We start from the raw sequence: 25,842 nt of genomic DNA, 5'->3' as shown, positions 1-25,842 counted from the left end.
ATGTACCCGCTTGACGCGAGGGAGCGGCCACCTCGAGTTCCGAATGCGACACGCCCGCGATTGACTTAATCGAACACAGTTTCGAAAATGGAGTGTATGTCCCTTCCGCTCAGCTCCACGTCCGCCGCCTCTGCGGCGGAGCAGCTGCGCGAGCTCCAGGAGCGGATCCATCTGCTGCAGGGGCGCCGGAACCGGGAGGGGACGTACCCCCTCCTCCCGGCCTTCTCGCACCTGCTCCCCTACGGCCTCCGCGCCGGAGCCGTCTATTCCGTCCAGGCACCCCTCTCCGTCGCCATGGCACTCCTCGCGGGTCCCTCCGCCCAGGGCCACTGGTGCGGCGTCGCCGGCGTCCCCGACTTCGGAGCCGAGGCGGCCGCCGGCTTCGGCATCTCGCTCGAGCGGACCGTCCTCGTCCCCGAGCCCGGCGACCGCTGGATCGTGACGGTCTCGGCCCTCGCCGACGTCCTCCCCTTGCTCCTCGTCAGGATTCCCGCCAGCGCGAGCGCCGGCGACGCCTCCCGGCTGTCATCGAGGCTCCGGGAGCGAGGTTGCACCCTCCTCGTCCTGGGACGGTGGGCGCAGGCAGAGGGGGTCCTGAGCGTCGAGGGTTCGCGATGGGAGGGACTCGGCGACGGGTACGGACACCTGCGCAGCCATACGGTGGACCTCGTGTGGTCGCAGCGCGGGGCGCGGCGGACGACGAGCGTCGACCTCGCCGCGCTGCACGCCGACCCGACGCTCTGGGGCGAGCCTCGGCTTGCGGGAGGACGGCCGTGAGTCCAGCCTCCGCCCCGCCCCGTGCGCTCGTCCTCTGGTTCCCCGACTGGCCGCTCGTCGCCGCACAGCTCGGGGGTGAGCTGCCCGAACAGGTGGCCGCCGCCGTCATGGAGAAGGGCCTCGTGGCCGTGTGCTCCTCCGAGGCTCGGGCCGCCGGCGTCGTCCGTGGCCTGCGGCTTCGGGAAGCGCAGTCGCGATGCCCTGACCTCGCGGCGATTCCCGCCGACTCCGCGCGCGACGCACGGGAATTCGAAGACGTCCTCGCCGCCGTCGAACGCGATCTCCCGGGCGTCCACGTGCTGCGGCCGGGCCTGTGCGCCGTACGTGCCCGCGGCGCCACCCGGTTCTACGGAAGCGAGGAGGAGGCCGGCGGCGCCGCGCTCGAAGCAGTGGCCCGCCTGGGGCTCGAGGGGCGCGTGGGCGTGGCCGACTCGGTCTTCGCCGCGGAGCAGGCTGCCCGGTGCGCGAGCGAGCTCAGGGCGCTCCTCGTCGTCCCTGCGGGAGGCTCGCGAGACTTCCTCGAACCCCTTCCGATCGCGGCTCTCGGCGACCCGAAGCTGGCGTCGCTCCTCGTGCGGCTCGGCATCCGGACGCTGGGGGCATTTGCCGCACTGCCGGAGGCCGAGGTCCGTGCGCGCTTCGGGCCCGAGGGAGCCCTCGCCCACGCACGTGCCGCCGGACTCGACCCCCAGCCCATCGTGCCCCGCGTCCCGCCCGCAGCGCTCGAGCGCACGGTGGACTTCGAGCCGGGCCTCGACCGCATCGACCAAATCGCCTTCGCGCTGCGGCCCGTCGGAGAGGACTTTGTGGAGGGCTTGCGGCGCGCGGGCCTCGCGTGCACCGAGCTGCGCATCCAGATCACGGACGACGCCGGCCGGCGGTCCGAGCGCTGCTGGGGACACCCGGGGCAGTTCGGCGCCGCGGACGTCCTCGACCGGGTTCGCTGGCAGCTGCAGTCCGGGGAGGCTCCTCACGCCGACGGCTCCAGGGCAGGCCACCCCGGGAACGCGTGGCGCTCGACGGGCGAGGCGCTCGCCGCTCCCGTCGTGGAGGTCCGCCTGCTGCCCGAACGGACCGACCAGCTGGGGCTGCGTGGTCAGGCGTTGTTCGGCGGCGTCGACGAGCGGCTCGATCACGGCCTGAGGCGACTGCAGAGCATGCTCGGCCACGGCTCGGTGGTGCATCCAGTGAGCGCAGGAGGTCGCCTCCTCGCCGAACGGTGCCTCATGGTTCCGTGGGGCGAGGACGTTCCGTCCGGAACCTCCGCCGTGGCCCAGCGCCCGTGGCCCGGAGCGGTCCCTGCGCCCCTTCCCGCAACGGTGTTCGCCGAGCCCGTTCCCGTCGAGCTCCTCGACGGGAACGGACAGCCCCTCACCGTGGACGAGCGAGGCGCCGCGGCGCCTCCCGTGTGGTTCCGACCCAAACCGGGGGCAGAGCGGCGCTCGATCCGGAGCTGGGCGGGGCCGTGGCCCCTCCGACAGCGATGGTGGGACCCCGCCGAAAGCCAGCGCGTGGAGCGCTTCCAGATCGTCGACGGCGACGGCGAGGCTTGGCTCCTCATCGGCGCCGACGGCCAGTGGTGGGCCGAGGCCCGCTATGACTAGGGCCGCCGGCCAAGGCCCTGCAACCGTGTGGGAGACGTGACCGTCTGTAAGAGGCAGGACCGTCGGAAGAAGGCATAACCGTCCCGCAGAAGCGACGGTTATGCCGTTCAGGGACGGCCAGCGAGAAAAAGAGGCCAAGAACCGAGAGGAGGAGGGGCTATGGGCTGGAACAATCCAGCCATCCCTTGGCAGGACCTGCACGACATCCTCGTCGGCAAGGAGGTGCATCTCGGCCGGACCGTAGCCGGCCGAGCACCCGAGCAGCACGACGGCGGCGACAGCCCCGCCTGGACGCGGAAGCGCGGTCCGTACATTCCGCTTCCGCAACTCGAGAACACTCATGCCCTCCCCTACGCCGAGCTGCACGCCCACTCGCACTACAGCTTCCTCGACGGCGCCTCCTCGCCGGAGGAACTCGTCGAGGAGGCTGTCCGCCTGGGCCTGCACGCCCTCGCCATCACGGACCACGACGGCTTCTACGGCGTGGTCCGGCTCGCCGAGGCAGCCGAGGCGTATGGGCTCAAGACCGTGTTCGGCGCGGAGCTCTCGCTCGGGCTGTCCGCGCCGCAGAACGGGGTTCCCGACCCCGAGGGCGAACACCTGCTGGTCCTTGCACGCGGCGAGGAGGGCTACCACCGCATCGCCGGGGCCATCACAGAAGCCCAGCTGGCGGACGGAGCCGAGAAGGGTCGGCCCGTGTACCGCCTCGACCGCGTCGCCGACGCCCTGCGCGGCCACGTTCTCGTCTTGACCGGCTGCCGCAAGGGGGCGGTCCGGCGAGCGCTGGCGAACGACGGCGAGCTGGCCGCCGAACGCGAAGCCCGGCGGCTTGTGCGCCTCTTCGGTGAGGACGGGGTCGCCGTTGAGCTGTTCGACCACGGCAGTCCCCTCGACTGTGCGAACAACGAGGCCCTCGCGGCCATCGCGGCCCGGCTCGGGCTCCCGCTCGTCGCAACCAACGCTGTCCACTACGCCGACCCCGCGTGCCATCCCCTCGCGACCGCCGTCGCAGCCGTCCGCGCGCGCCGCAGCCTCGACGAGGCGGACGGCTGGCTGCCAGCGAGCGACGGCGCTCACCTGCGGAGCGGAGCCGAGATGGCGCGGAGGTTCGCCCGCTATCCCGGCGCCGTTGCGAACACGGTGCGGTTCGCAGACGAACTCGCGTTCCCGCTGCGCTCGGCCCGCCCGAGGCTCCCCAAGCAGGAGGTCCCGGAAGGGCACACGCCCATGACCTATCTGCGCGTGCTCGTGGAACGCGGACTCGTCGACCGCTACGGCACTCCGGGGCTCGACTGGCGGGGCCCGGCCTCGGTGGAGGAGGTCCGGCGGCGCATCGAGCAGGAGCTCGACGTGATTGAGCGGAAGGACTTCCCCGGCTACTTCCTCATCGTGCACGAGCTCGTCCAGTTCGCGCGGAGCCGGGGCATCCTGTGCCAAGGCCGGGGCTCGGCAGCCAACTCGGCAGTGTGCTATCTGCTCGGCATCACCGCGGTCGACAGCATCCGCTACCGCCTCCCGTTCGAGCGGTTCCTCTCAAGCCTGCGCGAGGAGGAGCCGGACATCGACGTCGACTTCGATTCCGACCGACGCGAGGAGGTGATCCAGCACGCCTACGAGAAGTACGGGCGGGCGAACGCGGCGCAGGTCGCGAACGTCGTGAGCTATCGGCCCAAGAATGCTGTCCGGGACGTCGCGAAGGCGCTCGGGTACAGCCAGGGGCAGCAGGATGCCTGGTCCAAGCGCCTCGAGCGCTGGGACGCGCTCTCTGCCGCTCAGCGCTCCGACGGCGCGCGGGGCGAGCACAGTTCGGACGACGACGGGATCCCACCGCGCGTCCTGAGCCTCGCCGAGCAGCTCCTGGGCGCCCCGCGCCACTTGGGCATCCACTCGGGCGGCATGGTGCTCACCGAGCGGCCCGTGGGCGAAGTCGTCCCGATCGAGCACGCCCGGATGGAGGGCCGGACGGTCCTGCAGTGGGACAAGGACGACTGCGAATGGATGGGCCTCGTCAAGTTCGACCTGCTCGGGCTGGGGATGCTCGCCGCGCTGCAGTACTGCTTCGACCTGGTCGATGAGCACTTCGGCGAGCGGTGGAGGATCGAGGACATCCCGAAGGAAGAGCCTGCGGTCTACGACATGCTGTGCCGCGCTGACTCCGTGGGCGTGTTCCAGGTCGAGTCGAGGGCCCAGATGAGCACGCTTCCCCGGCTCCGGCCGCGGCGCTTCTACGACCTCGTGGTCGAGATCGCGCTCATCCGGCCCGGTCCCATCCAAGGCGGCGCCGTTCACCCGTACATCCGACGGCGGGCTGGCGAGGAAGAGGTCACGTACCCGCACCCCCTGCTCGAGCCTGTGCTCGAGCGGACCCTCGGCGTACCCCTGTTCCAGGAGCAGCTCATGCAGATGGCCATGGCGATCGGCGGCTGCACAGCGGAGGATGCTGACCTGCTGCGCCGCGCGATGGGTTCCAAGCGCGGCGTCGAACGGATCGGCAGCCTCCACGACAAGCTGTTTGCGGGCATGGCAGCCAACGGTCTCTCGCCCGAGGAGGCGAAGGCCATCTACACCCAGATCGCAGCGTTCGCCGACTTCGGCTTCGCCGAATCGCACTCCATCAGCTTCGCGGTGCTCGTCTATGCGAGCTCATGGCTCAAACTGCATTATCCGGGTGCATTCCTCGCGGCACTCCTGCGGGCCCAGCCCATGGGCTTCTACTCCCCGCAGACCCTCGTCGCCGATGCGCGGCGGCACGGGGTGACGGTTCTGCGGCCGTGCATCCTCCGCTCGGAGGCTGAAGCCTGCCTCGAGCCACTCGGGGAGCCCGATCCGCGGAGTGGCTCGTCCCGTCAAGGGGGCATGGACTCGTGTCTTGAGTTCAACCAGCCTGAGCCCGGCCCTTTCGATCCCGCCGCGCCCGACCGCAGCCCGGAGCACCGCCGGGACGCCGCCCGGGCCGTGCGCATGGGCCTCTCGAGCGTCACCGGAATCGGGAAGGAGCTCGCCCAGCGGATCGTCACCGAGCGCGGGGCCAACGGCCCGTACACGGACCTCGCCGAGCTCTCCCGCCGCGTGGGCGTCTCGTCCGAGCAGCTCGAAGCCCTCGCTTCGGCCGGGGCGTTCGAGGTCCTCGGCCTCACGCGGCGGGAGGCCCTGTGGCGTGCGGGCGCGGCGGCACTCGAGCGGCCGGGGCAGCTGCCAGGCAGCCAGCCTTTCGTGCAGCCGCCGCTCCTGCCCGAGCTCAGCGCGGAGGAGGCCGTCGCGAACGACCTCTGGGCCACCGGCGTCGCCCCGGACGACCATCCGGTGCGGCACGCGCGCGCCGAGCTCGACGCGCGGGGGGTCCTGAAGATCGACCAGCTCCGGCTCGCGGAGCCGGGGAGCCGCGTCGAGGCGGCTGGCGTCGTGACGCACCGCCAGCGGCCGGGGACGGCCCAGGGCATCACGTTCATGAATCTCGAGGACGAGACGGGGATCCTCAACGTGGTCTGCAGCCGGGGAGTGTGGACGAGGTATCGGCGCGTCGCTCAGGGGGCCACGGCCATGGTCGTACGCGGAATGCTCGAGCGGTCGAAGGAGGGCGTGACCAACCTCGTCGCCGACCGTCTCGAGCCCCTCAGCCTCTCCGCCAAGACGGCGTCCCGGAACTTCCGCTGACGGCCGGCGCCCGACTGGACAGGGCCGGTGACTCGGCCTCCCCGCGTGGCCGGTCTCTCGGCACTCCCTATTGGGCCGCGCCCTGCGGCGCATTCTGCCAGAGACCGAGCACGTTGCCCTCGGTGTCCTCGAAGTAGGCCGCGAAGCCCATCTCGCCGACCGGCATCCTGGGGACGACCGTCCGCCCGCCGAGCGACTCGACCTTGGCGAGGGCTGTGTCGATGTCCTCCACGTCCACGGTGATGACGGGCGACTTCGGGAACTGCTCGTTGCGCATATACATGCCGCCGTTGATGCTGCCGGCCTCGAGGGGGGCGCCCATCTCGTTCGACGGCGTCGTTCCCACCATCGTGTAGTCCATGCCAGGGACCGGGACCAGATTCCACCCGAAGGCCCCCGTATAGAACGATTTGGCACGGGCGGCGTCGTCCGTGGGGATCTCGAAGTGCACGACTTTTCCGGACATGGTGCCGCCTTCCGCCTGAGCCCGCCAGAGCCCACCTATGGGTGACTCTCGCCACCCACGGCGATTGTCGTGGCGCAATTCCCGCCGCGTCAACGGTCGGAGCGGCGCGGTGAGGGTCCGGCTGTCGGTGGCCCGTGACATGATGCTCCGGTGACGCTCGCTCCCCCGCTCGCCCGAATCGCCGGCACCGCCGATGCGGAGGGCGTCTGGGAGGCACCCGAGGGCTACTCCCTTGCGACCACGTGCTTCCCGCTGCAGCGCGGGGACGGCGACCCCACCTTCGCCCCGCATCCCGGAGGACTGTGGACGGCCTTCCGCACCCCCGAAGGGCCGGCGTCGGTCCTGCTGACGCACGCCGGGGGCGAACTCCGCGCGCGGGCGTGGGGCGCGGGGGCGCCGTCGGCCGTCGAGTCCGCCCCGGGCCTGCTCGGCCTGACAGACTCCTGGGCGGCGTTCGACGCCGAGCCCTTCCTGGCTTCCCTTCCGCGCCTCGTGCGTGAAGCACGACGGCGGAACCGCGGTCTGCGCCTTCCCGCCACCGGGCGCGTGGTCGACGCCCTCGTGCCGACGGTCCTCGAGCAGAAGGTCACGACGCTCGAGGCCCGGCGCGCGTACCGCTACCTCCTGCGACGGTTCGGCTCCCCGGCCCCGGGGGCAGGCGGGATCGCCCCCAGCGGCCTCGTGGTCGCGCCCACGGCCGCCGAGTGGCTGCGGGTGCCGTCATGGGAATGGCACCGGGCCGGGGTGGGACCTCAGCGCTCGGCGACGGTCATGCGGGCCCTGCGCTCGGCGTCGGGCCTCGAACGGCTCGCGGCGAAGACCGCAGCCGAGGCCGCCGCCGGGCTGCAGTCCATCCCCGGCATCGGGGTGTGGACGGCGGCCGAGGTGACCCAGCGGACGCACGCCGACCCGGACTCGGTTTCGGTCGGCGACTTCCACCTCGCCAAATTCGTCGGCTACGCGCTCACGGGCGAGCGCACGGACGACGCCGGGATGCTCCGGCTGCTCGAGCCGTGGCGCGGGCACCGGCAGCGCGTCGTGCGGCTCCTCGGCGTCGCTGGGGTCCGCGCGCCGCGCTTCGGCCCACGGATGACTGTCCAAGATCACCGAATGCACTGACCCCGGACCCTAGACTGACGCCATGCCTCTGGCCATCACGGGAGCCGTGCTGCTCGTTCTCGGCGCCGCCGCAGTGGCCACCGGACTCCTGCCGTGGGCTGCCGTGGGCGCGCTCGCGGAGCGCGTCCTCCCGATCCTCGCCTTCGTCACCGCCATCACGGTCGTGACGGAGCTGCTCAACGCGTCGGGGCTGTTCGAGTGGATCGCGTCGCGCTTCCGCCGTTGGGGTCGCGGCCGCGCCATGGTCCTGTGGATCCTCGTCGCCTGCCTCTCGCTCGCGGCGACCGTGTTCCTCTCATTGGACACGACGGCCGTGCTGCTCACGCCGATCGTCGTCGTCCTCGCGCGGCGCTGCGGGCTCCCGCCGCTGCCGTTCGCCCTCACCACCGTGTGGCTGGCCAACACCGGCTCGCTCCTCCTGCCCGTCTCGAACCTCACCAACCTCCTCGCCCTCCACACGCTCGGCGACGTGCCGCCGGCGTTCTTCGCCGCCCGCATGGCTCTGCCGGCCGTGTGGTGCGCCCTCGTGCCCGTCGCCGCCGTCGCGATCCTCTTCCGCAGGGAGCTCAGCGGCCGCTACTACACCGTGCGGCTCACCCGCATCCGGACCGACGACGACGCCGGGGCCCCGCCCGATCCGGTGCTGCTCGGCATCGGGGCCGCCGTGCTTGCTGCCCTGCTTCCGGCCCTCGTCTCCGGCATCGCGGTGTGGATCCCGGCCGCGGCGGCCGGTGCGATTCTCGTCGTCGCATTCGCCGTCCGGCATCGCGCGGCGCTCCGGTGGGCGCTCGTGCCGTGGCAGCTCGTCCTCTTCGCCGCGGGGCTCTTCGTGGTCATGGAGGCACTGCAGCATGTCGGCGCGCGGGAGTTCGCGGCCGCGCTCCTCGGCTCCGGCAGCGGGCCCCTCGACCTCGTTCGGGTGTCGGCCGCGGGCGCGGTGGGGGCCAATCTGGTCGACAACCTACCGGCGTACCTCGCCTTCGAGCAGGCGGCAGGGAGCCCGGCCAGGATCGCGGCGCTGCTGGTCGGCGTCAACGCCGGGCCGCTCGTCACACCGTGGGCGTCCCTCGCGACCCTCATCTGGCACGAGCAGCTGCGGCGGCTCGGCGTCGGGATCTCGTGGTGGGGCTACGCGGCTGCCGGGCTCGTCCTCGTCCCGGTCATGATCGTGCCCGCCGCCCTGCTCGCCTCGCTCGGATAGGCCGCAGGCGTGCCGGCGCGTGGACCGGCGGTCGGGGCGGCGGTCGGGGCGGCCCACAGGCCGGCGGTCGGTCGATGCGAGAATCGACCCATGATCAGCCGGGACGAGCTCGAAGGGCTCCTCGTCAGTGGGGGCACGATAGTGGCCGCCGACGGCACGCAGCTCGGTTCCGTGGACCAGCTCGTACTGGACGGCTCCGGGACGGTCCCGGTCTTCGTGGCCGTCCGCGCAGGCTTCTTCGGGATCTCCCAGCGGTTCGTCCCCCTCGACGGCGCGACGCTGGCCGGGTCCACCCTCACGGTCGCGTTCGACGCCGACGCCGTCCGTTCCGCGCCCCGCGTCGCCTCCGACCGAGGCGGCCTGAGCGCCGATCAGGCGCGCGAGGTCCGCACGCACTACGGGCTCGAGTCGGCGGACGCGACCGGCTCGGGCGATGGCTCAGGTTCGCGCAGCGAGCCCGCCGCCAAGGGCGCGGGCGAATTCACGGCAGGTCAGACCGGGCAGGCCGCCCCGCAGGGGTCTCCGCTGGCGGCAGACCATCCGGAACCGCTCGCGCACCCTGCGGCGCCACCCCCGCGCCCGCGACCGTCCCACCCGGAACCGTCCCACCCGGAACCTTCGCACCCGAGGCCACCACAGCCGGGACCACCCCCGCCCCCGCCGCCGCACAGCCCACACCCCTGAGCCAACACCCACGGGTTCGCGTCGCCGCAAGAAGCGGGTCAGCGAGCGAGGCCGAGCCTCTCGACGGCTTCCTCGCGCATCTCGACCTTGCGCACCTTGCCGGAAACGGTCATCGGGAAGCTCTCGCGGAGCTCAACATACTTGGGGATCTTGTAGTGCGCGAGTCGGCCTCGGCAGAACTCCGCGACGGCCTCCACGTCGAGCGGCTCTGCCCCGGGCTTGAGGATGATGCACGCCATGAGCTCCTCGCCGTACCTCTCGTCGGGAACCCCAATCACCTGGACGTCCTGGATGCTGGGGTGCTCGTAGAGGAATTCCTCGATCTCGCGGGGATAGATGTTCTCGCCGCCGCGGATCACCAGATCCTTGATGCGGCCCTCAATCATGATGTAGCCGTCGTCATCCATGCTCGCGAGGTCCCCGGTGTGCATCCAACCGTCGGGATCAATGGCCTCTGCCGTCTTGTCCGGCTGGTCCCAGTAGCCGGCCATCACGGCGTAGCCTCTCGTGCAGAGCTCCCCGATCTCCCCCCGCACCACGACATCCCCGTCGGGACCGATGATCTTGCTCTCGAGGTGAGGCATGGTGCGGCCGACGGTCTCGGTGCGGTGCGCGATCGAGTCCCCGAGCCGGGTCATGGTAGAGACCGGCGAAGTCTCCGTCATGCCATAGCAGATGGCCACGTCCTCCATATGCATGTCTGAGATGACCCGCTTCATCACTTCGACAGGGCATGTCGAGCCGGCCATGACTCCGGTCCGGAGGGTGTCCAGGCGGTACGCCTCGAAATCCGGCAGCGCGAGCTCGGCGATGAACATCGTGGGAACGCCGTAGAGCGAGGTTCCACCGAAATCCTGCACGGACTTGAGGGTGGCCGCTGGGTTGAAGCTGCGTCCGGGCAGGATGGTGGCACAGCCGTGCGAGTACGCGTTGAGGTTCCCGATGACCATGCCGAAGCAGTGGTAGAAGGGAACCGGGACGACGACCCGGTCCGCCTCGGAGTACCCCAGCAGCTCGCCGATGGAGAATCCATTGTTGAGGATGTTCCGGTGGGTGAGCGTTGCGCCCTTGGGGAAGCCCGTGGTGCCCGACGTGTACTGGATGTTGATGGGGTCGTCGGGCGTGAGGGTCGCGGCGCGTTCGGCGAGCGATGATGGGACTCCCTCCGCTCGCCAGGCAAGTTCCTCCCACGTCGATTCGTCGCCTGACTCGGGCTTCCCCGCCGCAAAGGTGGCGCCGCCAGCGTTGCTGGGCGCCGGCAGGAAGACGAGCTCCCGCAGCTCGGGGCACTGGGCAAGCGCCTCGCGGGCCATCCCGACGTAGTCGCTCGTGCGGTCGGACGGTGCCACCACGAGCATCCGCATGCCGTTCTGCTTCACGACGAAGACGAGCTCATGGGTCCGATAAGCCGGATTCACGTTGACGAGAATCGCGCCGATCTTGGCGGTCGCGTACTGCAGGATCGTCCATTCGGCGCAGTTCGGGCTCCAGATCCCGATTCGGTCGCCCACCGCGACGCCCACGGCGAGGAGCCCGCGCGCCATCCGGTCGACGTCGTCGTTCAGCTCCCGGAAGGTCCACCGGCGAGCCCCGGCAGCGTCGCCGTCGGGCGCCGCCTCGACAAGTGCCTCCCGGTCCCCGAAGCGCTCGACAATTCTGGCGAAGTTCGCCCCGATGGTCTCCTCGAGCAGCGGGACGTCGGTCTCTCCCGTGGTGGACGACAGCATGGCTCCTGATCCTCCTCGATCGCGTGAGCCGCCCGCTGCGGCTGCCAGCAGGCTAGCAAGCGCGTGCCCGGGCGGGAATGGCTGGGCCCGAGAACGACGACGGCGCCGCTCCCTCGGAAGGGAACGGCGCCGTGGCGTCGGGTTGATTCAGTTCTCGCCCCGGGCTGCTTGAGCCTCGGCGACCTTGCGGTGCACGTCCTCCATGTCGAGGCCCTTGACCGCGGTGATCACCTGCTCGAGCGCCTCGGGTGGAAGCGCACCGGGCTGCGAGAAGACAAGCACCTTCTCGCGGAAGGCCATGAGTGTCGGAATCGAGGTGATGTTGGCCTGGGCGGCCAGAACCTGCTCGGCTTCGGTGTCCACCTTCGCGAACACGACATCCTGATGCTTCTCGGAGGCCTCCTCGTACGTCGGGGCGAACTGACGGCAGGGGCCGCACCACGAAGCCCAGAAGTCCACGAGCACGATGTCGTTCTTCTCGATGGTGTCGGCGAATTCCTCGCCGGTGATGTTCTTGGTGGCCATTGACGCTCTCCTCACGATTGCGGTCGTCTAGTGCATCAACGACCTGTTCCGGAGGAACATTCCCGCAGCTCCGAGCCTCAAACGGCCGCCGGCTCGTGCTCGGAAAGGTAGGCGCGTCCGGCGAGGGCGATTCCGATGGCCACCACGAGGGCAACCGCGGCCACGAAGAAGGGGATTGGCGCACCGAACGTTTCGCCGAGCTTCGTCGCCACATAGGGGGCAAGCGCCCCACCCATCCACCGGACGAAGTTGTAGCCCGCGCTCGCGACCGGACGCGGGGAATCTGAGACGCCCATCGCGAGCTCGGTGTAGACGGTGTTGTTGACCCCGAGCAGGGCGCCCGCGATGATCACGAACACCACAACGGCCGGAACTGAGTGCGCTGCCGCGGAAAGCCCGATCCCGACGAGGTCGAGGGCCAGGCACGCGAGGGTCCCGGTGAGGACCTTGACGTCGCCGAAGCGCGTCTGGAGCTGCGGCGCGACGAGCACCGAGCACAGCGCGAGGGCCACGCCCCAGCCGAAGAACACGGCACCGATTCCGTAGGCGTTCATGCCGAGGATGAACGGGACGAAGGCGAGCACGGTGAAGAAGCCGAAGTTGTAGAAGAAGGCGCTGCCCGCCGTCGTCCGCAGGCCCGCGTGGCCGAGCGCGCGGATCGGGGCGCTGAGCCGCGTCTTCTGCGCGGGGGCGGGAGTCTTGGGCAGCATCACCATGAGGGCGATGAAGGCGATGGCCATGAGCGTCGCGGTGCCGAAGAACGGTGCGCGCCACTTCCAGCCGCCCAGGAGGGCGCCCACGAGCGGGCCCAGCGAGATGCCGAGGCCGAGGGCGGCCTCATACAGGATGATCGCCGTCGAGGTGCCGCCGGTGGCGACCCCGACGATCACCGCGAGCGCGGTCGCGACGAACAGTGCGTTGCCGAGCCCCCAGCCGGCGCGGAAGCCGACGAGCTGCCACACCGAGCCGCTCGTCCCCGAGAGCGAGGCGAAGACGACGATGAGAGCGAGCCCGATGAGGAGCGTCTTCTTGCCCCCGATCCGCGAAGAGACGAAGCCAGTCACAAGCATTGCCACGGCCGTGACGAGGAAGTAGCTCGTGAACAGGAGCGAAACCTCGCTCGGGGTCGCCTTGAGGTTGACCGCGATGGACGGCAGGATCGGGTCGACCAAGCCGATGCCCATGAAGGCGAACACGGCCGCGATGGCCGTCGCCCAGACAGCCTTCGGCTGGCGGAAGAACGAGGCCTTTTCGGCCTGCAGGGTCTGGTGTGCTTCTGAACTGTGGACTGCTGACTCGGCAGTCATGCGATGCGCTCCTTGCGGTTCGAGATGGTGTGCAGACGCTCGTTGATCCTGTCCATGACGGGCAGCGCGGTGCGGAGGGCCTCGAGTTCGGCCGGCTCCAGGGTCTCGAGGACGTCGACCATGCGGCCGGTCCGGCGGCGGTTGGCCTCGGCGGCGGCTTGGTCCCCGGCAGGGGTTCGGCTCACGACGACGGCGCGGGCATCCTTTGGATCGGCGCGCCTTTCGAGAAGGCCCGCCCGCTCCAGGCGGCTGACCTGTTCCGTTGCAGAGGGGACGCGCACACCGAGGTTCTCGGCAATGACCCCCATCCGCAGGCCCCCTTCTCCGCACATGGTGAGGATGCTGAGCTGGGTCGTGGAGAGCTCGAGGTCGCCGTCGAGGCGGCGCGACACGAAGACGGCGAGGCGCAGCATGCTGCGGAAGCGTTCGGCGAGGTCCGCGAGCTCGTTTTCATCCATAGTTAGGAAGCCTAAAAGTTAGGTAACCTAAATTCAAGGGGTGGAGGGCTGAATTCAAAGGGATGAGACGGAGTTCACGAAGGACCGTGACGCGCAGGGCACACCCGCATGCGCAGGACCTCGCCGCGCGGATCCGGGAAGGGGGTCAGCCGGAGGGGCGGGGGTGGCGCGCGGCGGGTTTCAGGCCAACCGGCGGAACTGAGGCCACCGACGGCGGGTCTATGGACACCGCTTCGGGACCGTCCCGGATACGACGAAACCCCGGTCCTAGACCGGGGTTTCTGTGGGTGGCAGATGAGGGATTCGAACCCCCGTAGGCAATGCCAGCTGATTTACAGTCAGCCCCCTTTGGCCGCTCGGGTAATCTGCCGAGCACGCGTCAGAACTGGCCAAAGCCATGTTCCGCTGAGCGAGCAAGACAACCTTACAGAACATCCGGGCGCCAGTCGAATCGACTCCGTCGAGCCCGAGCGCTACGCGGTCGAATCGTCGTCGGACGTGCCGCCAAGGATCTCCCGCTGGAGCTTCACCTCGAAGAGAGCCGCCTGTTCGGGCGTGATCTGATGAAGTGCAACGGCCCGCTGGAGATCCTCATGGATACCGCCGAGCCGAGCCTGAGGCGCCTGAGCGGGCGACATCACGATCCCGGCCGCGACCGTTGCCACGACGACGCCGCCTGCAGCGGCTGCCACGCCGTCCGCGACGACGCGGACGGCCGAGCGCTTCGCCCCGGGCTCCGAATTGGACTTGCGTGCCACGATTGCTCCCTTCCGGGTCTTACGTCCACTCAACGTTCTCGTGAAAACATCGGCTCCTGCTGGACTTCGGCTAAGAGTGAACTGTGACGGCGAGCGCCCTCGCACAGGGAGCAACTAGGCTGGGCGCAGACAACCCCACAACCGCCGAAAGGCGGCGAGCCACGTGCAGGAGGCAGCAATGGCTGATTCGACATTCGACGTCGTGAGCAAGGTCGACAAGCAGGAGGTCGCCAACGCGCTCAACCAGTCGCAGAAGGAGATCGCGCAGCGGTACGACTTCAAGGGCGTCGGCGCGGAGATCGACCACAGCGGCGAGAAGATCCTCATGAAGGCGAACTCGGAGGAGCGTGTCAAGGCAGTCCTCGACGTCTTCGAGTCGAAGCTCATCAAGCGCGGCATCTCCCTCAAGTCCCTCGACGCCGGCGAACCCTTCGCTTCGGGCAAGGAATACCGCATCGAGGCCTCCATCAAGGAGGGCATCTCACAGGAGCACGCGAAGAAGATCTCGAAGCTCATCCGCGACGAGGCACCGAAGAGCGTCAAGGCGCAGATCCAGGGCGACGAGCTGCGCGTCTCGTCCAAGTCGCGCGACGACCTCCAGGCGACGATCGCCCTTCTCAAGGGATTCGAGGACGCGGACCTGCAGTTCGTCAACTTCCGCTGACCACTCGAGCAGCAGTTCAGCGGCGATTCTGAGGGCCGCTTCACTGCCGCGGCATAGCTCCAGCACAGTCTGGCTGGATAGCTTGTTGAGGTGCGCGGATCGCAGGAATCCGTGTCTCGTCTAGGTGGTGCACCCGGCACGGTGCGAGGGCCTCAGGACCGGGGGCCCTGTGCCGGGGGCACCACCGCATTTGCCCTTCGCATGGGTGAGGCCCTGGACTTCGGTCCGGGGCCTCGTGCGTTGTTGCTGCCCCGGAGTGTCCGGCCGGCCGGGCCTGGTCGGAGCAGGGCAGGCCCGGCGATCAGGATTCACAGAGCCGGCGGCTCGACGCCCATCTCCCGCAGATGTTCGAGGAGTGCCCGCTCTGGCCGGCCTCGGTGCTTCACGAGAAGGCGCCGCAGCCGAGCCTTGGCGGCTTCGCAGAGCCCCGGACCCTCCAGCAGGTCCCGGAGGATTCCGACCACCTGCTCGCCCAGCGTCTCCCTGTCCGCTTCCGAGAGGAGCGGCCCGGGCACGGTGTCAGCCGACAGCACCTCAACCATGGACGGGACGCTACAGGTAGACAGACCGTTCTGTCCATGGGGCGGGGCGGTCTATTTGTACCAGATCGCGACGCCGCCGTGATGCGAGCAGGTCCCACTGTGGGTGGCCGAGTACGAGAGGGTGCCGTCATTGCATTTGGCGGTCGCCCCGGCTGGAGGGACGGGAGCCGGCGCGGGAGCCACGGGAGCCGGTTCGACGGGAGCCGGAGCGGGGGCGACGGGAGCCGGAGCGGGCGCCACGGGAGCCGGAGCCGGCGCGCCGATGTAGGTCTCGTAGGCATCCCACCAGTTGGACGCGATGGCCTGCTGTGCGGTGACCAGCGCGAGCTGCCCCGAGCAGACGAGCGTGTGCAGCCTGTTCTCGAGCTCATCCTTGGCTTTCGACCCGCCAGTCGCCGTCGTCGAGGGCTCGGGCCACAGGTTGTGCACGTCCGAGGGGGCGCCACCGAGTTCGAGCGGGATGAGGTGGTCTTCTTCGTAGTCGCCGGGATTGAGGTCACCGTTGTACGCGTACCCCGCCCGCAGCTGGTCCAGCTTGAGCTGAGAGGTGTACGACGACGGCGGCCTCACCGTCGTCGTCCAGCCTGTCACGCAGATCGTGCTGGCGATGTCACCCTGCGAGACGGAGGGGTTGGTTCCGCCGGGAGTCACCGCGCGGTCCGGGAGGATTCCGCCGCTCCCGCCTACGGGCGCCTCGGTCCCGCCCAGCGCGGCCCCGGCGTAAGGCAGGGCGGACGACGGCGGAGCCTCCGGCGTCGTGGGTGTCACCGTCGCGGCGACGGTTACGGCGACGGACGGGAAACTGCTCGGCGAGGCCGCTGCCGACGTCACGCCCGACGAAGGGTCGAGTGACGTGACTCCGCCGGCGCCCGACGCCGCCGTCCCACCGCACCCCGTCACCGCGACCGCGAATCCCACCGCAGCGACACCGAGCAAATACGAAGCACCCTTGACCCGCATGGTTCCCCCAAAGTTCATTGCCAGCGGCAATAATCCACACAACGGATGCAGCTTTTCATCGAGAACCGTCCCGCGCAAGCATTTCCTCAACCCAGGGATGCGTCCTACCGTGAAGCCCATGGAAACCGTGACTTCGCAGGACGGAACTGTCATCGCCTTCGATCGGCTCGGAGACGGCGAACCGCTCATCCTCGTCGCGGGCGCGTCCTGCGACCGCCAGGCGGACGCCGCCCTCGCCAACGCGCTCGCCGAGCGCTTCGACGTCGTCAACTACGACCGCCGGGGCCGCGGCGACAGCACCGACACGCCGCCGTTCGCCGTCGAACGTGAAATCGAGGACATCGCGGCGCTGCTCGACGTCGGCGAGCATGCCCCGATCCTCCTGGGCCTTTCGTCGGGCGCGGCGCTCGCCGCGCGCGCCGCCGCGGAGCTGCCCGTCCGCGCACTCGTCATGTGGGAACCGCCCTATCCGACCGACGAGCAGGGCCTCGCCGCAGCCGCGGCCTACACGGACGCGCTCAGGGAGCGCCTCGAGGCGGACGACCACGACGGCGCGTTCGCCCTCTTCCTGGAACGGGTCGGCCTGCCCGCCGAGGCAATCGCCGGAATGCGGCAATCTCCCTACTGGCCCCAGGGTGCGCGTCTCGCTCCCACGCTGGCCTACGACGACGCCGCCCTCGGCGGCCCGATCCCTACGGGCGTCTTCGGGTCGATCAGCGTCCCGACGCTCGTCCTGTCCGGCGGCGCGAGCCCCGATATGCTGCAGCACGGTGCGCGAGCGACGGCAGACGCAATTCCAGGTTCGGTCTTCGACTCTCTCGAGGGCCAGACTCACGACGCGTCGCCCGACGTCCTCGCCGCCGCCGTCGTCGACTTCACAGCCCAGCTGCCGGCGGGCTAGGGCGTCGGGTCCAGGGCGTCGTAGTGCGCGAACCGCGGCTGGGCGAGGCGGAGTCCCGCGACGAGCGCGATGCACACGAGCGCCCCGACGACGACGGCGAGCCCCTCCCCGAGCCAGCTCGCCATCCCGCCAGCGAACACGTCGCCCAGGCGGGGGCCGCCGGCGACGACGACGGTGAAGACGCCCTGGAGCCGCCCCCGCATGGAATCCGGAGTGGCGGCCTGCAGGATGGTCGATCGCAGGGAGGCGCTCACCGAATCGGCGGCCCCGGCCGCCACCATGCACAGGAGCGCGGGCACGAGCCACCAGGTGGGCCCGCCCGGCGAGCTGCGTCCGGCACCGAGAATCACGAGGCCGAAAGCGAGGATGCTCGCTCCCCATCCGGCCACGGCCAGCTGGACGCCGCGCCCCTGCCACCGCAGCCGCCCGACGGGACCGGAGAACAGGCCGCCCAGGAACGTCCCTGCCGCGATGCCGCCGAGCAGGGCTCCGGCCGTCGGCGCGCCGCCGCCGATGGAGACGGCGGCTACGGCGGGGAGGAGCGAGCGCGGCATCGCGAAGACCATCGCGCACAGGTCGATCACGAAGGTCATGCGGATGTTCGGCCGCGTCCCGAGATACTGGAAGCCCTCGGCCACGGACCTCAGACCGGCCCGTCGGACCTCGCCCTCCGGCGGAAGCGACGGGAGTCTGAACAGAGCCCACATGGCCACGGTGAAGCTCAGCACGTCGAGCGTGTAGGTCCAGCCGTACCCTACGCTCGCGACGAGCGCGCCGGCGAGGAGCGGCCCGATGGCCCCGCCGAGGCCGAACGTGATCATGTTGAGGGAGTTGGCCGCGACGAGCAGCTCGGGCCGGATGAGCCGCGCGATGATGCTGCTCCTCGCGGGCATGTTGATGCCGGAGCCGAGGGCCTGGAGCGCGACGAGCACGTAGATGAGTGCGACGCTCCCGACGTGGAGCCATGCCTGCAGGGCAATGAGGGCACTGGTGCCCCAGAGGAGCGCGGAGGAGGCGATCGCAACGATGCGCCGATCGTGGGCGTCCACGATCGAGCCGCCGTAGAGTCCCGCGGCGATGAGCGGAACGAGCGCGACAAGCCCGAGCACGCCGACGTCGAAACTCGATCGCGTGAGGTCGTAGACCTGAAGGCTGACCGCCGTGAGGGTCAGCTGGCTTCCGAGGATGCTCAGGAGCTGACCGGTCCACATGCGGCGGAAGTCGAGACTCTCCCTCAGAGGTGTCACATCGGCCAGCAGACTTCCCACCGGGACAGCCTAACCGCCCAAAAGCGTTGCGCCGTCAGCTCCGCAGGGTGGGCACCCTGCGGAGCTGACGGCGCAAGCGGGAGTCAGCGCTCGAGCCGGCCCGCCATGACCTCGAGGCGGTTGATGCGGTCCTTCATCGGGGGGTGGGTCGAGAACATGTTGGCCACGCCGCCGCTGCGCTTGAACGGGTTCGCGATCATGAGGTGGGACGTGTTGACGAGGGACTGGTCCTGCGGAAGCGGGTACTGCCGCACGCCGCCCTCGATCTTGTTGAGTGCGGACGCGAGCCCGAGCGGATCGCCCGTGAGGCGCGAGCCGTCCTCGTCGGCGTCGTACTCGCGCGTGCGCGAGATCGCAAGCTGGATCATCGTGGCCGCGAACGGCGCGAGGAGCGCCAGAGCGAGGAGGGCGAACGGGTTCGCGTTGCGGTTCCGGCTGTCGCCGCCGCCGAAGAACATCGCAAACTGCGCGATCGAGGTGATGACGCCGGCCACTGCGGCTGCCACCGACGACGTGAGGATGTCTCGGTTGTAGACGTGCATGAGCTCGTGGCCGAGCACGCCGCGCAGCTCGCGCGCGTCGAGCATCTGGAGGATGCCCTCCGTGCAGCAGACGGCCGCGTGCTGGGGATTGCGTCCGGTCGCGAAGGCGTTGGGCGCCGGCGTGGGTGAGATGTAGATCCGCGGCATGGGCTGACTGGCCCGCTGCGAGAGCTCGCGGACAATCTGGTACAGCCCCGGAGCCTCGGCTTCGCTGACCGGATAGGCCTGCATCGAGCGGAGCGCGATCTTGTCGCTGTTCCAGTAGCTGTATGCGGTCGCGGCGACGCCAATCGCCGCGAACAGCCAAATCGGCGCGGCACTGCGGGTGCCTGCACCGATGAGCCCCCCGATACCGAGAAGCACGGCCCACAGGACGCCGAACAGGACGGCAGTCTTGAGCCCGTTGTGATGGTTGTGCACAGTAACCTCCTGCACCTTCAACGAATGACTCCGCCCGCTTGCTCCCCGGAACCGCCAACTTCGTTCCGGAGAAAGTCGTCGACCACGGCCATGAGCTCGCGGCTCGCGAGGATCCGGAAGTGGCCGGTGACCGGTAGCACGATGTTGCTGCCGCCCTCCAGCCGCGTCGAGCGGCCGACGAGGGGGTCTACGCGCGCCCCGACCGAGACGATGCGGGCGTTTACCTCGAGGTTCTTCGCGAGCGAGCCCAGCACCGGGTGGCCCGGGTAGAACGAGCGGAGAGGCCGGGTCGGCGCATACCTCGAATAGCGCGCCCCCTCGAACGGCGTGCCAACGGCGAGCATCCTGACCACGAGGCCGTCCTGTGCATAGGCCGTCATGAGCAGCTTCCCCACGAGGCCGCCCTTGCTGTGGGCGATCACGACGGCATCCTTCACCCTGAGCTCCCGGAGCCGAGCAGCAGCGACGTCGGCAGTCTCCGGAATGGTCCGGCGGTTGTAACCGAGCTCCGGAAGCACGACGACGCGGTGACCGCGTTCCTGAAGCCTGCGGCGGAGGGGGTCCATGAAGCCCGCAGGCTCGTAGATCCCGGGGATCAGGACGACCTCGGCCTTGTCCTTCCGCGCAGACGCGCCGCCGGGCGTTCCCTCGGGCGGGTGGACGGTCGTCGTCGTGACGCGCCCCTGGGCGAAGGAGGCGACCTGCCGCCAGAGCGCGTAGCCCCAGTCGAGCACGACGCCGCCCGCGACGGCGAGCGCTTCACGGGGCGCCGCCGTCGTGCCCATCGCTGTGTCCACGGATGCTCCTTCCACGGAGGGAACTCGAGGTCCCATTGCCGCCAGCGTAACCACGGCTCCTGTGCAGAAGCTGTCACACTCGGGCCGCCTCCTGTCAAGCTCAGGTGAGGCTCACCTTATTGTGACTTCCTCAAAATAAGTGGTTCAATGGGTCCATGGAAAGCACGCGTGGCACGGGGCGTCGACCCTCTGCGCCAGCCTGGTCGTCGGCCCTCCGGCAGCACGGTCGGCGCGTCACGCGTCAGCGCCTCGCGGTGCTCGACGCCGTCGAGCGCCACCCGCATTCGTCGGCCGACGCGATCCTCGCGATGGCCCGCGAGGAGCTTCCCGAGCTCACGCCGCAGTCCGTCTACGTCGTCCTCGGGGACCTCACGGACCTCGGCATGCTGCGCCGCTTCGAGCCCCCGCACTCCCCCGCGCTCTACGAGACCCGCGTCGGCGACAACCACCACCACGCCATCTGCTCCGTCTGCGGACGCGTCGAGGACGTCGAGTGCGCAGTCGGCCACGCGCCGTGCCTCACGCCGAGCGACACCCATGGAATGACGATCATGATCGCCGACGTCACCTACGTCGGCATCTGCTCGGACTGCGCTGCGAAGCAGCACGTCCCGTCCGGGCCCCCACAAACCCTCCCCTCCACGTAAACCCAAGCTGCGCGCAAGCGCAGAAAACAGAAGGAGAGTCATGACGGTCAACTACTCGACGACCCAGTCCGGCGCGCCGGTCACCTCGGACGCCCATGCACAGTCGCTTGGCCCCGATGGCGCGATCATCCTCACGGATCACTACCTGGTCGAGAAGCTCGCCCAGTTCAACCGCGAGCGCGTCCCGGAGCGCGTCGTCCACGCGAAGGGCGGCGGCGCGTTCGGCGTCTTCAAGACCACGGAGGACGTCTCCCAGTACACGAAGGCCGCGCTCTTCCAGCCGGGCGTCGAGACCGAGATGCTCATTCGCTTCTCCTCGGTCGCCGGCGAGAGCGGCTCGCCCGACACGTGGCGCGACCCGCGCGGCTTCGCCGTCAAGTTCTACACGAGCGAGGGCAACTACGACCTCGTCGGCAACAACACCCCCGTCTTCTTCATCCGCGACGGGATCAAGTTCCCCGACTTCATCCACTCCCAGAAGCGCCTCCCGGGCAGCCACCTCCGCGACGCTGACATGCAGTGGGACTTCTGGACCCTCTCCCCCGAGTCCGCCCACCAGGTCACCTGGCTCATGGGCGACCGCGGCCTCCCGAAGACGTGGCGCCACATGCAGGGCTACGGCTCGCACACGTACCAGTGGATCAACGCCGAGGGCGAGCGGTTCTGGGTCAAGTACCACTTCCACTCCCATCAGGGCGTCGAGAGCCTCACCGGGGAAGAGGCCGAGCGCCTTGCCGGCGAGAACGCGGACTACTACATCCAGGACCTCTACGAGAACATCGAAGAGGGCAACTTCCCGAGCTGGGACCTCTTCGTGCAGGTCATGCCGTACGAGGAGGCCAAGACCTACCGGTACAACCCGTTCGACCTGACGAAGACGTGGTCCAAGAAGGACTACCCCCTCGTCAAGGTGGGCACGATGACGCTGAACCGCAACCCGGAGAACTACTTCGCCCAGATCGAGCAGGCCGCCTTCGCGCCGTCGAACTTCGTGCCGGGCATCGCGGCTTCGCCGGACAAGATGCTGCAGGCGCGCATCTTCTCGTACGCGGACGCGCACCGCTACCGCGTGGGCACCAACCACGCCCAGCTGCCGGTCAACGCGCCGAAGAGCGAGGTGCGCAACTACAGCACGGACGGCGCCGCGCGCTACTACTACAACTCGCCCGAAACCCCGGTGTACGCGCCGAACTCGCTCGGTGGCCCCGCCGCCGTCGAGCCCGCCAACCCGGGCGGCGGGTGGGAGAACGACGGCGAGCTGACCCTCGCCGCGCATTCCCTCCACGCCGAGGACGGGGATTTCGTACAGCCGGGCATCCTCTACCGCGAGGTGTTCAACGACGCTGAGCGCGCCCGCTTCCTCGAGACGATCGCTGGCGCGGTGGGCGGCGTGAAGCGCGCCGACATCAAGGAGCGCGCGATCCAGTACTGGACGAACGTCGATGCAGAGCTCGGCGCGAAGCTCCGGGCGGAGCTCGGCAAGTAGCCAAGCCCTCGTTGCGCCGTCACCTCCGCAGGGTCCGACCCTGCGGAGGGGACGGCGCAACCCGTTGGCCCGTGCGGAGGTGACGGCGCAAGGGGGTTAGGCGAGGGGGTTAGGCGGGGGGGTTAGGCGGGGGGGTTAGGCGCGTCCCTCGAGGGACGGGCGCGTGGCCTCGAGCTGACGGACGAACGCGTCGACGAGCATCTCGAACGAGGCGCTGACCGCCTCGCGGTCGCCGCAGATGACGTAGTCGTACAGGATGCCCATGACCGAGGCGACGAAGGTGCGCCCGCGAACGGCGGCCTCCGCGGGCGAGAAGCCCTCACCCTCGAGCCAGGACGCGAGGAAGTCGCACCATCGCCTGTATCCCGCAACGGAGTTCCCCCGAGCGTGCTCGGCCACCACGTCCTGGACGGCGGCCTCGAACTCCAGCCGCTGGAGCTGCCGCCCGCGGTACTCGAGCGATTCGGCGAACGTTGCCCGGGCCCAGAGGACGAGCTCGGTGAGGCCGAGGTGCTCCGCTCCCGGGTGCTGCCGGTCGAAGCGGGACTCGATGCCCCGGATGATCTCGGAGACGAGCTGCTCGCGGTTGCCGAAGTGGTAGACGAGCACGTAGCTGCTGATGCCGAGTCCGTCCGCGAGACTCCGGAAGGTCAGGTCCGCAAGCGTCTTGTCCAGCAGGAATTCGAGAATCTGCTCAAGCAGCTCCGTCTTCCGCTCTGGACGCGGCGGTCTTGCCATAAACCATTCCTTGCTACCGGTCACAAACGTGTGATCGGATCTGCCGACTGTGTGTCCCCTCCCGACGATCCTACAGCGGCCTTCTCAGGATTCCCGGCTCGGGACACGTTCGGCGACAGCAGGCACCACGGCCTCGCGCGCCGCCGCGAACCGTGCGTTGAGCCGCGAATGGCGCTGGCCGTAGGAGAAGTAGATGACGAGCCCCACCACGAGCCAGCCCGCCCAGTAGACCCAGGTCTCCACCGCGAGGTTCGTCATGAGGTAGAGGCACAGCACGGCCGAGACGATCGGGATGACCTTGCCGAACGGAACCCGGAACGACGGCTTGAGGTCGGGACGGCGCCGGCGCAGGACGATGATGCCGAGGCTCACGACGACGAACGCCGAGAGCGTGCCGATGTTGATCATCTCTTCCAGGACGTCGACCTGGGTGAGGCCCGCAACCAGCGCGACGAGGGCGCCGCACAGGATCTGGAGGCGCGCCGGCGTCGACCGCTTCTCCGAGGTGACCGAGAGCGCGCGGGGCAGGAGGCCGTCGCGGCTCATCGCGAGGACAACGCGGGCGAAGCCCATGAGCAGCACCATGATGACCGTGGTGAGACCCACGAGCGAGCCGAACGCAATGACCTTGGCGGCGGCGGTGTTGCCGACCGCCTCGAACGCCGTCGTGAGGGTGGGCTGGTCTGCGGCCGCGAGGGTCGTGTAGGGGACCATGCCCGTCAGGGCGAGCGAGACCAGGATGTACAGCAGCGTCACGGCACCGAGGCCCGCGAAGATCCCCCGCGGCAGCGTCTTCTGCGGATCCTTGACCTCTTCGGCGCTCGTCGCCACCACGTCGAACCCGATGAACGCGAAGAACACGAGGGCCGCGCCCCCGAACACACCGAAGAGGCCGTACTGGGCCGGGGCCGAGCCGGTCGCGAACGCGAAGAGGGACTGCTGGAGGACCGCGGTACTGCCGGAGGCGTGCGAGGGCACCGCCGCGGGGACGAAGGGGGTGTAGTTCTGCGCCTTGACGTACATGAAACCGACGACGATGACGAAGAGGACGACGGCGATCTTCACGATCGTGAAGAAGTTCGCCACCCGTGCGGAGAGCTTCGTGCCGAGCACGAGCAGGGCGGTGAAGATGGCGACGATGAGGAACGGCCCCCACACGAGCTCGACCGGGCCGAGCTGGATGCTCGCCGGGACGTCGAGGCCCACGAGTGCGAACACCTTGCTCAGGTAGAGGCCCCAGTATTTGGCCACGACGGCGCCTGCGGTGAAGAGCTCGAGGATGAGGTTCCAGCCGATGATCCAGGCGAGGAGCTCGCCCATCGTGGCGTAGGTGAAGACGTAGGCGGAGCCGGCCACGGGGATGGCGGTCGCGAATTCGGCGTAGCACATGATCGCGAGCGCGCACGCGACGGCGGCGATCGCGAAGGAGACCGTCACGGCCGGCCCGGCGAAGCTGGCTGCTGCCTTCGCCCCGACCGAGAAGATGCCGGCGCCGACAGCAACCGCGATGCCCATGATCATGAGGTCCCACGTGCTCAGGGACCGCTTGAGCCGCCTGCCGGGCTCGTTGGAATCGGCGAGCGTCTGCTCGATGGGCTTGGTGCGAAGGATCTGCATCATCTTCCTGAGGCTCGGGTGGTGGCAGCCGCGGGACCATGAGCCCGACCGGCCAGAACAACCCGTTAACCTTAGGAGTCCACTCCATGGGACGATCAAATCGTCTCATCATGCGGAAGATGAGCCTGCCCGGCCCCTAGAACGCCTGGACGTTCGAGACCACCGTGGTGGTCAGGAGCTGCTCGAGAACGGCGTCACCGCTCAGGCTCGGTGGGGTCGCCGTTCCCCAGTCCAGGGTCAGCGGCGGGATCTGCGGTCCGCCGGCGAACGGGGTCGTACAGGTGAGCGTCGTGGACGGGACGGCCGAGTCAAGGACTGGCGCGCACGTCCACGGGGTCGACCAGGCGGGCTGGACGAGTGAACTGTAGCGGAGCGTCACGACCGCTTCCGTGGGCTGGGACGGCTTCCTTGCAGGATTCGCCCTGAGCTGGACCGTGTCTGTGCTCGGGAGTCCCGACGCGCGGGACAACGTCCCCGCGAGCGTGTAGGGGAAGGTCGCCGTCGGGCTCGCGGTGGGCGCCGCCGTCGCGGACGGGCTCGCGGACGGGCTCGCGGTCGGGCTCGCCGTGGGCGCCGCCGTCGGGCTCGCGGACGCAACGGTCCCGGGGGCTCGAGGTGGTGCGGGGGAAGCAGTCAGCACCATGGTGGCGGGCCAAAGCTCCTCGACCGGTGGGGCCGGCGGCACGGCGCCCGGCAACGCGCCTTCCGGCGGCACGCCGTTCGACGACGCGCCTCCCGGCGGCACGGCGCCCAGCGGTGCGGTCGACGGCGCGCCCTCCGGCGGCTCTTGTTCCCCGGGCGGGGGCGCCAGCGGAGAGCCCGGGCTACCGGTCGCGGCGCCAGCGGACGACGACGCCGATCCCCTGGGCTGGCCTGCGTCGGCCGGGGGCTCACGCGGGTCCCACCCGAGGGACGCGAAAGCGATGCCGCCCGCGATCACGATCGCCAACGCGACCCCTATGAGCACGAGATTGCCCACA

The 25,842-nt window shown here is 69.6% G+C and carries 23 protein-coding genes, 1 tRNA gene and 1 pseudogene; 10 read left to right on the top strand and 15 right to left on the bottom strand.

All coding sequences use genetic code 11. The annotated features are described in order from the left end of the window. Positions 1-96 precede the first annotated feature (96 nt). The 3 genes from V7053_RS04330 (at position 97) to V7053_RS04320 (ending at position 6,035) form a co-directional block, all read left to right on the top strand. Positions 97-777 (top strand): hypothetical protein, encoded by a 681-nt coding sequence (locus V7053_RS04330; RefSeq protein WP_334171040.1) that lies wholly within the window; start codon positions 97-99, stop codon positions 775-777. Beyond that, positions 774-2,381 (top strand): DNA polymerase Y family protein, encoded by a 1,608-nt coding sequence (locus V7053_RS04325; protein WP_334171039.1) that lies wholly within the window; start codon positions 774-776, stop codon positions 2,379-2,381. The genes V7053_RS04330 and V7053_RS04325 overlap by 4 nt, the downstream gene beginning before the upstream one ends. 159 nt (positions 2,382-2,540) lie before the next feature. Beyond that, positions 2,541-6,035, top strand: coding sequence for an error-prone DNA polymerase (locus V7053_RS04320; protein ID WP_334171038.1), 3,495 nt, complete (start codon positions 2,541-2,543; stop codon positions 6,033-6,035). A gap of 67 nt (positions 6,036-6,102) precedes the next feature. On the opposite strand, the gene V7053_RS04315 is transcribed toward V7053_RS04320, so the two are convergent. Beyond that, the gene (locus V7053_RS04315; RefSeq protein WP_334171037.1) at positions 6,103-6,501 is read right to left on the bottom strand and encodes a VOC family protein; all 399 of its coding nucleotides are present in this window, start codon (positions 6,499-6,501) and stop codon (positions 6,103-6,105) included. A 150-nt stretch (positions 6,502-6,651) separates the two neighbouring features. Here V7053_RS04315 and V7053_RS04310 point away from each other — a divergent pair, with 150 nt between their 5' ends. From V7053_RS04310 to V7053_RS04300, 3 genes are all read left to right on the top strand, one after another. Next, complete coding sequence (locus V7053_RS04310; protein ID WP_334171036.1) at positions 6,652-7,620, top strand: DNA-3-methyladenine glycosylase family protein; 969 nt, start codon at positions 6,652-6,654, stop codon at positions 7,618-7,620. A gap of 22 nt (positions 7,621-7,642) precedes the next feature. After that, the gene (locus V7053_RS04305; protein WP_334171035.1) at positions 7,643-8,821 is read left to right on the top strand and encodes an SLC13 family permease; all 1,179 of its coding nucleotides are present in this window, start codon (positions 7,643-7,645) and stop codon (positions 8,819-8,821) included. A gap of 90 nt (positions 8,822-8,911) precedes the next feature. Then, positions 8,912-9,505 (top strand): hypothetical protein, encoded by a 594-nt coding sequence (locus V7053_RS04300; RefSeq protein ID WP_334171034.1) that lies wholly within the window; start codon positions 8,912-8,914, stop codon positions 9,503-9,505. 38 nt (positions 9,506-9,543) lie between these two features. Here V7053_RS04300 and V7053_RS04295 read toward each other — a convergent pair whose 3' ends face one another. The 6 genes from V7053_RS04295 to V7053_RS04270 form a co-directional block, all read right to left on the bottom strand. Then, a complete protein-coding gene (locus tag V7053_RS04295) occupies positions 9,544-11,232 on the bottom strand; it encodes an AMP-binding protein (protein WP_334171033.1) in 1,689 nt (562 codons plus the stop codon). A 147-nt stretch (positions 11,233-11,379) separates the two neighbouring features. Then, complete coding sequence (gene trxA / locus V7053_RS04290; protein ID WP_334171032.1) at positions 11,380-11,757, bottom strand: thioredoxin; 378 nt, start codon at positions 11,755-11,757, stop codon at positions 11,380-11,382. A 77-nt stretch (positions 11,758-11,834) separates the two neighbouring features. Further along, positions 11,835-13,064 carry an MFS transporter gene (locus tag V7053_RS04285; protein WP_334171031.1) on the bottom strand — a complete coding sequence of 410 codons (1,230 nt, stop codon included), beginning with the start codon at positions 13,062-13,064 and terminating at the stop codon, positions 11,835-11,837. Then, the gene (locus V7053_RS04280) at positions 13,061-13,522 is read right to left on the bottom strand and encodes a MarR family winged helix-turn-helix transcriptional regulator (protein WP_334171030.1); all 462 of its coding nucleotides are present in this window, start codon (positions 13,520-13,522) and stop codon (positions 13,061-13,063) included. Before V7053_RS04280 ends, V7053_RS04285 begins: the two co-directional genes overlap by 4 nt. Positions 13,523-13,810: 288 nt before the next feature. Continuing rightward, positions 13,811-13,892, bottom strand: a tRNA-Tyr gene (locus tag V7053_RS04275). A 103-nt stretch (positions 13,893-13,995) separates the two neighbouring features. Further along, complete coding sequence (locus tag V7053_RS04270) at positions 13,996-14,280, bottom strand: hypothetical protein (protein WP_334171029.1); 285 nt, start codon at positions 14,278-14,280, stop codon at positions 13,996-13,998. 178 nt (positions 14,281-14,458) lie between these two features. Between V7053_RS04270 and V7053_RS04265 the strand changes: the two genes are divergently transcribed. Next, entirely contained in the window at positions 14,459-14,944 is a 486-nt protein-coding gene (locus tag V7053_RS04265; protein ID WP_334171028.1) for a YajQ family cyclic di-GMP-binding protein, read from the top strand. A gap of 308 nt (positions 14,945-15,252) precedes the next feature. On the opposite strand, the gene V7053_RS04260 is transcribed toward V7053_RS04265, so the two are convergent. Both V7053_RS04260 and V7053_RS04255 read right to left on the bottom strand, forming a co-directional pair. Next, positions 15,253-15,486, bottom strand: coding sequence for a hypothetical protein (locus tag V7053_RS04260; protein WP_334171027.1), 234 nt, complete (start codon positions 15,484-15,486; stop codon positions 15,253-15,255). 51 nt (positions 15,487-15,537) lie between these two features. Continuing rightward, positions 15,538-16,464, bottom strand: a complete 927-nt coding sequence (locus V7053_RS04255) for a DUF3761 domain-containing protein (protein ID WP_334171026.1) — start codon at positions 16,462-16,464, stop codon at positions 15,538-15,540. A 100-nt stretch (positions 16,465-16,564) separates the two neighbouring features. Between V7053_RS04255 and V7053_RS04250 the strand changes: the two genes are divergently transcribed. Further along, positions 16,565-17,347, top strand: coding sequence for an alpha/beta fold hydrolase (locus tag V7053_RS04250; RefSeq protein ID WP_334171025.1), 783 nt, complete (start codon positions 16,565-16,567; stop codon positions 17,345-17,347). On the opposite strand, the gene V7053_RS04245 is transcribed toward V7053_RS04250, so the two are convergent. From V7053_RS04245 to V7053_RS04235, 3 genes are all read right to left on the bottom strand, one after another. Then, a complete protein-coding gene (locus V7053_RS04245) occupies positions 17,344-18,615 on the bottom strand; it encodes an MFS transporter (protein ID WP_334171024.1) in 1,272 nt (423 codons plus the stop codon). The genes V7053_RS04250 and V7053_RS04245 overlap by 4 nt on opposite strands. 83 nt (positions 18,616-18,698) lie before the next feature. Next, the gene (htpX, locus tag V7053_RS04240; RefSeq protein ID WP_334171023.1) at positions 18,699-19,577 is read right to left on the bottom strand and encodes a zinc metalloprotease HtpX; all 879 of its coding nucleotides are present in this window, start codon (positions 19,575-19,577) and stop codon (positions 18,699-18,701) included. Positions 19,578-19,594: 17 nt separating this feature from the next. Next, positions 19,595-20,374, bottom strand: coding sequence for an esterase/lipase family protein (locus tag V7053_RS04235; RefSeq protein WP_334171022.1), 780 nt, complete (start codon positions 20,372-20,374; stop codon positions 19,595-19,597). A gap of 155 nt (positions 20,375-20,529) precedes the next feature. Between V7053_RS04235 and V7053_RS04230 the strand changes: the two genes are divergently transcribed. Together V7053_RS04230 and V7053_RS04225 are read left to right on the top strand one after the other, a co-directional pair. Continuing rightward, a complete protein-coding gene (locus V7053_RS04230) occupies positions 20,530-21,021 on the top strand; it encodes a Fur family transcriptional regulator (protein WP_334171021.1) in 492 nt (163 codons plus the stop codon). 40 nt (positions 21,022-21,061) lie between these two features. Next, positions 21,062-22,507 carry a catalase gene (locus V7053_RS04225; RefSeq protein ID WP_334171020.1) on the top strand — a complete coding sequence of 482 codons (1,446 nt, stop codon included), beginning with the start codon at positions 21,062-21,064 and terminating at the stop codon, positions 22,505-22,507. Positions 22,508-22,642: 135 nt separating this feature from the next. Here the strand turns inward: V7053_RS04225 and V7053_RS04220 are convergent, their stop codons facing one another. The 3 genes and pseudogenes from V7053_RS04220 to V7053_RS04210 form a co-directional block, all read right to left on the bottom strand. Beyond that, positions 22,643-23,245, bottom strand: coding sequence for a TetR/AcrR family transcriptional regulator (locus tag V7053_RS04220; protein WP_334171019.1), 603 nt, complete (start codon positions 23,243-23,245; stop codon positions 22,643-22,645). Positions 23,246-23,329: 84 nt separating this feature from the next. Beyond that, positions 23,330-24,862, bottom strand: a complete 1,533-nt coding sequence (locus tag V7053_RS04215) for an APC family permease (RefSeq protein WP_334171053.1) — start codon at positions 24,860-24,862, stop codon at positions 23,330-23,332. A gap of 136 nt (positions 24,863-24,998) precedes the next feature. Further along, positions 24,999-25,842: pseudogene (locus tag V7053_RS04210) on the bottom strand (hypothetical protein); the annotation flags it as partial.

The sequence above is a fragment of the Sinomonas sp. genome (genome assembly GCF_036848755.1).
Classification (GTDB): domain Bacteria; phylum Actinomycetota; class Actinomycetes; order Actinomycetales; family Micrococcaceae; genus Sinomonas.
The sequence above is the reverse complement of the archived record's forward strand: the minus strand, read 5'-3'. Positions and strand labels throughout refer to the sequence as shown.